At 69.6% G+C, this 8,823-nt stretch carries 5 protein-coding genes; 4 read left to right on the forward strand and 1 reads right to left on the reverse strand.

The window, feature by feature from the left end:
• Positions 1–38: 38 nt before the first annotated feature.
• Complete coding sequence (locus ACFWPS_RS53385) at positions 39–1,745, reverse strand: carbohydrate binding domain-containing protein (protein ID WP_383721719.1); 1,707 nt, start codon at positions 1,743–1,745, stop codon at positions 39–41.
• Positions 1,746–1,970: 225 nt separating this feature from the next.
• Between ACFWPS_RS53385 and ACFWPS_RS53390 the strand changes: the two genes are divergently transcribed.
• The 4 genes from ACFWPS_RS53390 to ACFWPS_RS53405 form a co-directional block, all read left to right on the forward strand.
• Entirely contained in the window at positions 1,971–2,624 is a 654-nt protein-coding gene (locus ACFWPS_RS53390; RefSeq protein ID WP_350785248.1) for a response regulator transcription factor, read from the forward strand.
• 119 nt (positions 2,625–2,743) lie between these two features.
• A complete protein-coding gene (locus ACFWPS_RS53395; RefSeq protein ID WP_383721721.1) occupies positions 2,744–3,397 on the forward strand; it encodes a response regulator transcription factor in 654 nt (217 codons plus the stop codon).
• Positions 3,398–3,515: 118 nt separating this feature from the next.
• The gene (locus ACFWPS_RS53400; RefSeq protein ID WP_383721723.1) at positions 3,516–4,760 is read left to right on the forward strand and encodes a sensor histidine kinase; all 1,245 of its coding nucleotides are present in this window, start codon (positions 3,516–3,518) and stop codon (positions 4,758–4,760) included.
• A gap of 299 nt (positions 4,761–5,059) precedes the next feature.
• On the forward strand, positions 5,060–8,823 hold a 3,764-nt coding region (locus ACFWPS_RS53405), incomplete at its 3' end, for an amino acid adenylation domain-containing protein (protein ID WP_383721725.1).

The following is an 8,823-nucleotide window of genomic DNA, read 5'->3' on the forward strand; positions in this document are numbered from 1 at the left end:
CGCCCGGGGAACCGGCCCCCTCATCGATGTGACTGCACTCAGCTCAGGGTGAAGTCGTCCGCGCTGACGTTGGACTGGCCGTACCAGCCATGGGCGTAGACGGTGACCGTTCCGCTGCTGCCGGTGGTGAAGCTGACCGTGAGCTGGTTCCAGCTGCTGCTGTTGGACCAGGTGCTCGCGGTGGCGCCGCCGCTGACCCCGACGTAGGCGTACGGGCCCTGCACCCAGGCGGTGAGGGTGTAGGTGTGGTTGGCGGACAGGGTGACGGTCTGGTCGCATTCGCCGGTGCTGCTGGAACTCGGCGTGACCTGCAGGCTGTGGCTGCCGCTGTGGACCGGGCTGGAGACCACCGCGCTGCCGCCCGTGCAGGTCCAGGGGCTCAGACTGCCGGTCTCGAAGCCCGCGTTGGTCAGCGAGCCCCCGCCGCCCCCGCCGCTGCCGGAGGAGGTGACGGTGAGCGAGTAGGTCGCGCTGTGGCTGCCGCTGGCGGCGCTGCCGGTGACGGTGATCGGGTAGGTGCCCGCGGCCACGGACGAGCCGACCGATGCCGTCAGCGTCGAACTGCCGCCGGATGTCACGGATGTCGGGCTGAAGGAGACGCTGACACCGGAGGGCGCGCCGGAGGCGGCGAGGCTGACCGACTCGGCGCTGCCGGAGGTGACGGCCGTGGCGACGGTCGCGGTCGCCGAACCGCCCTGGGCGACCGAGGCGGAACCCGGCGACAGCGACAGGGAGAAGTCGGTCGTGGTGCCTCCACCGCCGCCCGAGCTGCCCTCGTAGGGCACGAACGCGTCGGTGAACGCGAGCGAGTTCTGGCTGATCTCACTGCACGTGGACAGCGAGTTGGCGCTTCCGCTGCACGGCTGGTCCCGGTTGGCCGACCAGAACGACAGCCGCCCGACACTGTTCTGCGCGGCGAAGCTCTCCACCGTCTGGGCGTCCGCGAGCGTGAAGGTGGATCCGTCGTCGTTCTTGCCGATCATCGGGGTGATGCCGAGGTTGGCGTAGGTGTAGGAGGAGTCGACGGACTGCATCTGCGCCAGCGTGGCCTTGGCCGCGGAGACCGCGGCCTGGCCCATCTCGGTGCCGGTGCCCGCGTAGTAGTCCATGGCCATGACGTTGACGACGTCGATCTTGATGCCCGCGGTCTTGGCGGCCTTGATGATGTTGACGCCGTCGCTGGTCAGCCCGCTGGTCAGGACCGGCAGGGTCATGGAGAACTGCAGGTTCGGGTTGGACGCCTTGAGGTCCTTCATCGCCTGCATCTGGCGGGCCGCGGCGGCGGTGTCCGCGATGGCGGCGCCCTCGACGTCGAAGTCGAGCTGGGTGACGCCGTAGTCGTTGATGATGGCCTGGTATCCGGCGTCGATGCTGCTCTGGGTGGAGCAGGTCCAGGCGAGCGGCTCACCGCTCGCCCCGCCGGAGGAGATGATGACGGAGGCGCCCTCGGACTTCGCCCTGGCGATCTCGGGGTCGGTGTAGGAGTCGTTGCCTATGGGGAGCGTGTCGCCCCAGATCTGGGTGCAGCCGGTGCCGAGCACGAAGGCCGCCGTGTAGGCCTTGAGCTTGTGTCCGGTGATGGCGGTGTCGAGCAGTCCTTCCTGACTGTTCGACATGTCGACGTAGGGAGCGACGGAGTAGACGCTGCTCCCCGCGGCGCTGCCGGCGGGGGCCAGCGCGACGGTGACGCCGGTGGCCGCGAGCGCGAGGGCACAGGCGGAGGCCGCGAATCTTGCCAGGCGCATGACAGAAAACCCCTTTCGGGGGCCCGTGGGAGGGTGGAGAGGGGAGGGAGGGGGTCGTGAAGGCTTTGGTATATACCAAACAGCCGGTCAGACCCTCCGTCAAGAGGACTAGACCAAGTGTTTACGTGGGGTGGAATGGCCAACTCCGCGTGGATGGACGGCCGTTACCGGCCACCCGCGTGCCCTGTTACCGCCGTGTGATCCTCCGGCTGCCAAGGTGGGGACATGCGCGTACTGATCGTGGAGGACCACCGGGATCTCGCGGAGAGCCTCGCCAGGGGCCTGCGCCGGCACGCCATGGACGTCGAACTCGCGCACGACGGCGAGCAGGGACTCACCCGGGCCGCCAGCGGCGCGTACGACGTCGTCGTCCTCGACCGCGACCTGCCGCTCGTACACGGCGACGACATCTGCCGTGCCCTCGTCGAGCAGGGCTGCCCGTCCCGCGTCCTGATGCTCACCGCCTCCGGCACCCTCGCCGACCGCGTCGAGGGCCTCGGCCTCGGCGCAGACGACTACCTCGCCAAGCCCTTCTCCTTCGCCGAACTAATCGCCCGCGTCCAGGCCCTGGACAGACGCGACCAGCCCGCCGTGCCCCCGGTCCTCACCCGCGGCGACATCGAACTCGACCCCGCCCGCCGCACCGCACTGCGCGGCGGACGCGGACTCGACCTGTCACCGAAGGAGATGGCCGTCCTGGAGGTGCTGCTCGCCGCCGGCGGCGCCGTAGTCTCCGCCGAGGAACTCCTGGAGCGCGCCTGGGACCGCGACGCCGACCCGTTCAGCAACACCGTCAAGGTCACCGTCAGCCGACTGCGCCGCAAACTCGGGGACCCACCCGTCATCGAGACGCTGCCGCACGCCGGCTACCGGATCTGACGCCACCGCAGGGTGTTGCGAGGCGCACGACGGTACGCCAGCCTGTGAGCGGAGTAACCCGGATGTGACCCGGCATGGAGGACTCTGCCGTCGGTGACCCGTGTGTCCTAGGGGGAGCAATGAGAGTACTGGTGGTCGAGGACCACACAGAGCTCGCGGATTCGATCACCAGAGTGCTGCGCCGCGAGGGCCTCGCCGTGGACACCGCCTACGGCGGCAGGACCGCGCTCGACCTCATCCTGGAAGTCGACTACGACGTGGTCATCCTCGACCGCGACCTCCCCGACGTGCACGGCGACGAGGTCTGCGCCGAACTCGCCGTCGAGGGTGTCCGCACCAAGGTGCTCATGCTCACCGCCTCCGCCTCCATCGCCGACCGCGTCGAGGGCCTCGGCCTCGGTGCCGACGACTACCTCGCCAAACCCTTCGCCTGGGCCGAACTCCTCGCCCGCACCCGCACCCTGGGCCGCCGAGCCCACCCGGTGCGGCGGCCCGAGCTCGTATGCGGACCCCTGCGCCTCGACCCAGCCCGCCGCACCGCCACCCACGGCGGCTCACGGTTACCCCTCACCACCAAGGAGTTCGCCGTGCTCGAGTACCTGCTCGACGCGGACGGCAGGGTGGTGTCCACCGGGGAACTGCTCGCCGAGGTGTGGGACGCGGCCGCCGACCCGGGCACCACCACCGTCAAGGCCACCATCAACCGGCTGCGAGCCAAACTCGTGGACGCGACAGTGCTGCGGACCGTGCCGGGGAAGGGGTACCGAATCTGACATGCCGTCGCCCGCGCCGCCCCCACCAACACCCCGGCCGTCGCCCCGGCAGCGCGGCCTCACGGTCATCTCCGGCCCCCCGGCCATCTCCGATCTCGTCGAACGGTGGGCCCGCCGGATGACACCCCGCAGGGTACGGGTCCGGCTCGCCGCCCTCTTCGGCGCCCTGTTCGTCGCCTCCGGCGCAGTCCTGCTCAGCATCACCTACCTCCTCGTCGGCCACAGCGTCCGCACCCTCGGCTTCGTGCACAAGCCTGCCTCCGGCCCGCAACCGCGGCTCAACGTCCAGTCCGGACCGGGCTCCCCGACACCGCCGGGCTTCGACGCGATGACCCAACAGCTGCAGGAACAGGCCACCCGCCTCCACGCCGCCCAGATGCACAACCTGCTGGTGCAGTCCGGCGTCGCCATGGCGATCATGGCCGTCATCTCCGTGGTGCTCAGCTGGGTGCTCGCAGGCCGGGTACTGCGGCCCATGCGCGCCGTCACCGCAGGCATCCGCCGTATCTCCGCCAACAACGTGCACGAACGCCTCGCCGTCCAGGGCCCCGCCGACGAGATCAAGGACCTTGCCGACAGCGTCGACGGACTGCTCGGCCGGCTCGAGACCGCCCTCGAGTCGCACAAGCGCTTCGTCACCAACGCCGCCCACGAACTGCGCACCCCCCTCACCGTGGAGCGCGCCCTCCTCGAGGAGTCGCTCCTCGACAGCGACGCCACGGCGGCGTCCTTCCGCGAGAACTTCCAGCGCCTGCTGAAGATCAGCACCCAACAGGCCGCCCTCCTCGAATCGCTTCTCACCCTCGCCGTCAGCGAACGGGGTGTCGAGCGCGCCGAGCCGCTGGACCTCACCGAGATCGTCCGGTCCGTGCTGCTCACCCCACAGCCGGACGCCCGGCGCAACGAGGTCCGGATCGAGAACGGGACGCCCGCGACGACCGCCGCGCCCGTCTCCGGCGACACGGTCCTCCTGGAGCGGCTCGTCGCCAACCTCGTGCAGAACGCCGCCTACTACAACGTCGAGGGCGGGCACGTGGACGTCGCCGTCGCCGTACGGTCCGAAGGCGGGCCCGGCCGCGCGCTCCTCACGGTCTCCAACACCGGCCCGGAAGTCCCGCCGGACCGCGTCGACCAGCTCTTCGAACCGTTCCAGCGGCTGCGCCGCACCGCGGGCGACGGACATCACGGCCTCGGCCTCTCGATCGTCCGCGCCATTGCCACCGCCCACGATGCCACCCTCGCCGCCCGCGCCCGCCCCGGCGGCGGGCTCATTGTGGAGATTTCCTTTCCGCTCCGTGTCAAGCCCGGAAACCGAACCGGAAGTTGGTCGCCGACGCGGTCGGTGGCCCCGGCGTCCAAGTGACCAGAACGGTGAGTTGGACGGAGCCGTTCGATAGGTATCGTTCAGACGGAGCAGATCCTCGGCATGAGCGGTGATTAATGCCGTCGGCGATCGACGACGGTAATTGACGACGGTGATCGACGGCGTTTCACCGACCTGCCAAGACCTGTTGATGATTACGCAAGATTGCGCGCGATTGCGCGAGATTCCTCAGGAGCTTCCCGAGCGGAGGCTCTTTGCCTTGCGTTTCCTGCGTCACGGAGCGACGGGCCGGCGCATGCCCGTCGAAAGCGAAAAGGGAATAGGGGTTAGGGATAAACATGAACGAGCGGGTCGGTGGCGTCTTTCCCCTGTCCGACAGCCAGGAGGGCATCTGGCGCGCGCAGCGGCTCGGAGGTCCGCACGCGCTCTACAGCGTCGGGCAGGCGGTCGAGATCACCGGCGCGCTGGACGTCGCGGCCTTCGAGACGGCGCTGCGCCGAACGGTCGAGGAGACCGAGGTCCTCGGCCTGCGGTTCGCCGAGGACGCGGCCGGCGAGGTGCGGGCGTCGGTGCGCACGCCGCAGTGGACGCTCCGCCTGGAGGACCTGAGGAACGCCGACCCGGGCCGCCTCGAATCCCGTATGCGGGAGGAACTGGCACGGGTCGAAGACCCGCTCGGAGAGCGGCTTTTCTCGTTCGTCCTCTTCCGGCTTGACGAGAATCGACACTGCTGGTTCCAGGGGTTCAACCACCTGCTGCTCGACGGATTCTCCTGCGGATTGATCGCTCGACGGGTCGCCGACGTGTACTCGGCTCTGGCCGGAGCCCCGGTCTCGGAGGAGACCTCGGAATCCGGGGAGAACTCGGTGACGGCTCCGGCCTTGGCAGGAGGTATGCCACTCTCGGACCGTCAATTCTTCTCCGCGGGTGAGGTGCTGGACGGAGAGGCCCGGTATCGGGGATCGGTTGAATTCGAGGAAGACCGGCTGTATTGGCGGGAGCGTTTCGCAGATCGGCCGGAGTTGGCGAGCATTTCAGGTGCGGTCGTCGGCGGTGGGCGTGATGATGCGGCCGTTGCGAGCGGCGACGGCGGCGACGGCGGCGACGGCGGCACTGGCGGTGACGACGGTGAGGGCCGTGTCCTGCGCGAGTCGGGCGCCCTCTCGCCAGAGGCCGTAGAGGCGTTGCGCGCGGCGGCACAGGGCGCCGGCCTGCGCTCCTCCCGGCTCATCGTCGCGGCCGTCGGCGCGTTCGTGAGCGGCATGGCGGGCGTGGACGAGGCGCTGCTCAGCCTGCCCGTGACAGGACGCGTGGGAGACGCCGACCTGCGGGCCCGCGCCACCAAGGCCAACATGCTGCCCCTGCGGTTCCCCGTCCCCGCGGACGCCGGACTCCTCGAACTCGCGCGAACGGCCGACGCGGCGGTGGGCGACCTGCTCCGCCATCAGCGGTACCGGGGCGAGTGGCTGCGCCGCGAACTGAGCTGGCCGGAGGGCGACCGCTGGCACTTCGGGCCGTACGTGAACATCCTCCCGGCTGCGGGCGAGCCGGCCTTCGGCGACGCCCGGGGCGCGGTCCGGGACGTGTCGACGCGCCGGGTCGAGGACTTCGGGGTGCTGATCGACCGCGGGGCGGGGACAGGTTCGCGGATCGGCGTCACCGTCGAGGCGAACGCGGCGCTCCACGACCGGGCGTGGGTTCGGGCGGTGCACCGGTCACTGGTCGCCTTCCTGGAGCGGGTCTTCGGGGATGTGACGGCGCCGGTACGGCGGGTCCCGGTGGTCGGCGACGAGGACGAGCGCGCCTCCGTTGTGGACCGGTGGAACGACACCATCGAGGAGACGGATTCGTCCACGGTTTTGGACCGGTTCCGGGCGAGGGCTGCGGAAGCTCCGGATGTACTCGCCGTGCGATGCGCGGATCGAATTCTCACGTATGCCGAGGTGGATGCGTGGTCGGATGCGTTGGCGTGGGGGTTGGTGGCACGGGGTGTGGGGTGTGAGTCGCGGGTGGGGCTGTGTCTGCCGCGTGGGGTGGAGATGGTGGTGGCTCAGCTTGCCGTGTGGAAGGCGGGTGGGGCGTATGTGCCGTTGGATCCGGAGTATCCGGCGGACCGGCTGGCGTTCATGGTCGCCGACAGCGGCGCGCGGGTGGTGCTGGTCTCGGAGGAGACGGCGGATCGGCTGGACGGGGATGTCGTCCTGCTCGGCGAGGTTCGGGCGGACTCCGGGGGGTCTCTGAATGTGCAGGCCGGGTCGGGTGATCTGGCGTATGTGATTTATACGTCGGGGTCGACGGGGCGGCCGAAGGGTGTGGCGGTGGCGCATGGTTCGGTGGCGAACCTGGCCTCGGCGATGGGTCCTGTGCTGGGGGCTGGTCCTGGTGTGACGTCGTTGCAGTTCGCTTCGTTCAGCTTCGATGCTGCTGTGCTGGATGTGGCGGTGACGCTGGCTGCCGGCGGCACGCTGGCGATCGCCTCGGCGGCGGAGCGCCTGGACGCGGTTGCGCTGGCGGCGATGGTCGAGTCCAGTGGTGTGGGTACGGCGAGTGTGGTGCCGTCGCTGCTGAGTGCGCTGGAGCCGGAGGCCGTTTCTGGTATTGCGAACTGGGTGCTGGGTGCGGAGCGTCTCGAAGCGGGTCTGGCCGCGAAGTGGCGTGCTGCGGCCCGTCTGTGGAACACCTACGGGCCGACCGAAGCGACTGTGATTACCACGGCTGTCCTCTTGGAGGAGGGCATCACGGGTGAGGATGCGCCTCCTGCGATCGGCCGCCCGCTGCCCAACGTCCGTACCTACGTCCTGGATGCGTTCCTGCGTCCCGTCCCGGTCGGCGTGACTGGTGAGTTGTATGTCGCCGGTGCGGGTGTGGCCCGTGGCTATATCAACCGTCCGGATCTGACGGCCGAGCGTTTCGTCGCCTGTCCCTTCGGTGACGGTGAGCGGATGTATCGCACGGGGGACCTGGCCCGCTGGACGGCGGACGGTGTCCTGGAGTTCGTCGGGCGTGCGGATGAGCAGGTGAAGATCCGTGGGTTCCGGGTCGAGCTCGGGGAGGTCGAGGCCGTCCTCGCCGCCCACACCGACGTGGAGCGGGCTGTGGTGGTGGTTCGTGACGGGCGGCTTGTGGGTTATGTGGTCGGGGACGTGGGTGCGGATGCCGTTCGTGACTATGCGGCGGGGCGACTGCCGGAGTACATGGTTCCGTCTGTGGTGGTCGTCCTGGATGTTTTCCCGTTGACGGTGAACGGCAAGGTGGACCGTGCTGCCCTGCCCGCGCCCGAGGTTGCGTCCATGGGTACCCGTGTGCCTGTCTCGCCTGCTGAGGTGGCGTTGTGTGGGCTGTTCGCCGAGGTGTTGGGGTTGGAGCGGGTCGGGGTCGAGGACGGGTTCTTCGAGCTCGGCGGCGACTCCATCACGTCGATGTTGTTGGTCTCGCGGGCCCGCCGCGCAGGACTGGTCCTTACCGCCCGCCAGGTCTTCGAGTTGCGGACGCCGGCGCGGATCGCGGCTGTGGCGACGTCGGTCGACGAGGAGACGGAGGGTGGTCGCCGGTCGGACTCCGGTGTCGGTGAGGTGCCGCTGACGCCTGTGATGCGCGAGGTGCTGGACAGGGTCGGCGCCGACCGGGTGTACACGGTCGTGCAGTCGATGGCGGTGGAGGCGCCGGCGGGGCTGGACGAGACGGCGCTGCGAGGTGCGACAGCAGCTCTGATGGAACGTCATGAAATGCTCAGCGCCCGCCTGCTGGCGGAGTCGGCGTCGCTGGAGGTGCCGGAGACGCCCCTGGTTCCGATTGAGGTGCTGGTGTCTCGGGTGGACGCGGCCGGGGTGGATCCGGCGGCACTGGTCGAGGTGGAGATCGCGGCGGCGGTCGAGCGGTTGGACCCGGTGGCGGGTGTGATGGTGCAGGTGGTGTGGGTGGACGGTGGCCCGGGTATTGCCGGGCGGCTGGTCATGGTGGCAAGTCACCTGGTCGTCGACGCGGTGTCCTGGCAGATCCTGCTGCCGGACCTGTGGTCGGCGTACGAGGCCATCGTCGGGGGTCGGGTTCCGGTGCTTGGTGATGTTCCGGTGTCGTTCAGGGGGTGGGCTCGGGAGTTGGT

The sequence above is a fragment of the Streptomyces sp. NPDC058457 genome, from assembly GCF_042720695.1.
Classification (GTDB): Bacteria; Actinomycetota; Actinomycetes; order Streptomycetales; family Streptomycetaceae; genus Streptomyces.

Coding starts and splice junctions, on each gene's coding strand:
- ACFWPS_RS53385 (WP_383721719.1), bottom strand. CDS start 1,745: ATGCGCCTGGCAAGATTCGCGGCCTCCGCCTGTGCCCTCGCGCTCGCG.
- ACFWPS_RS53390 (WP_350785248.1), top strand. CDS start 1,971: ATGCGCGTACTGATCGTGGAGGACCACCGGGATCTCGCGGAGAGCCTC.
- ACFWPS_RS53395 (WP_383721721.1), top strand. CDS start 2,744: ATGAGAGTACTGGTGGTCGAGGACCACACAGAGCTCGCGGATTCGATC.
- ACFWPS_RS53400 (WP_383721723.1), top strand. CDS start 3,516: ATGACACCCCGCAGGGTACGGGTCCGGCTCGCCGCCCTCTTCGGCGCC.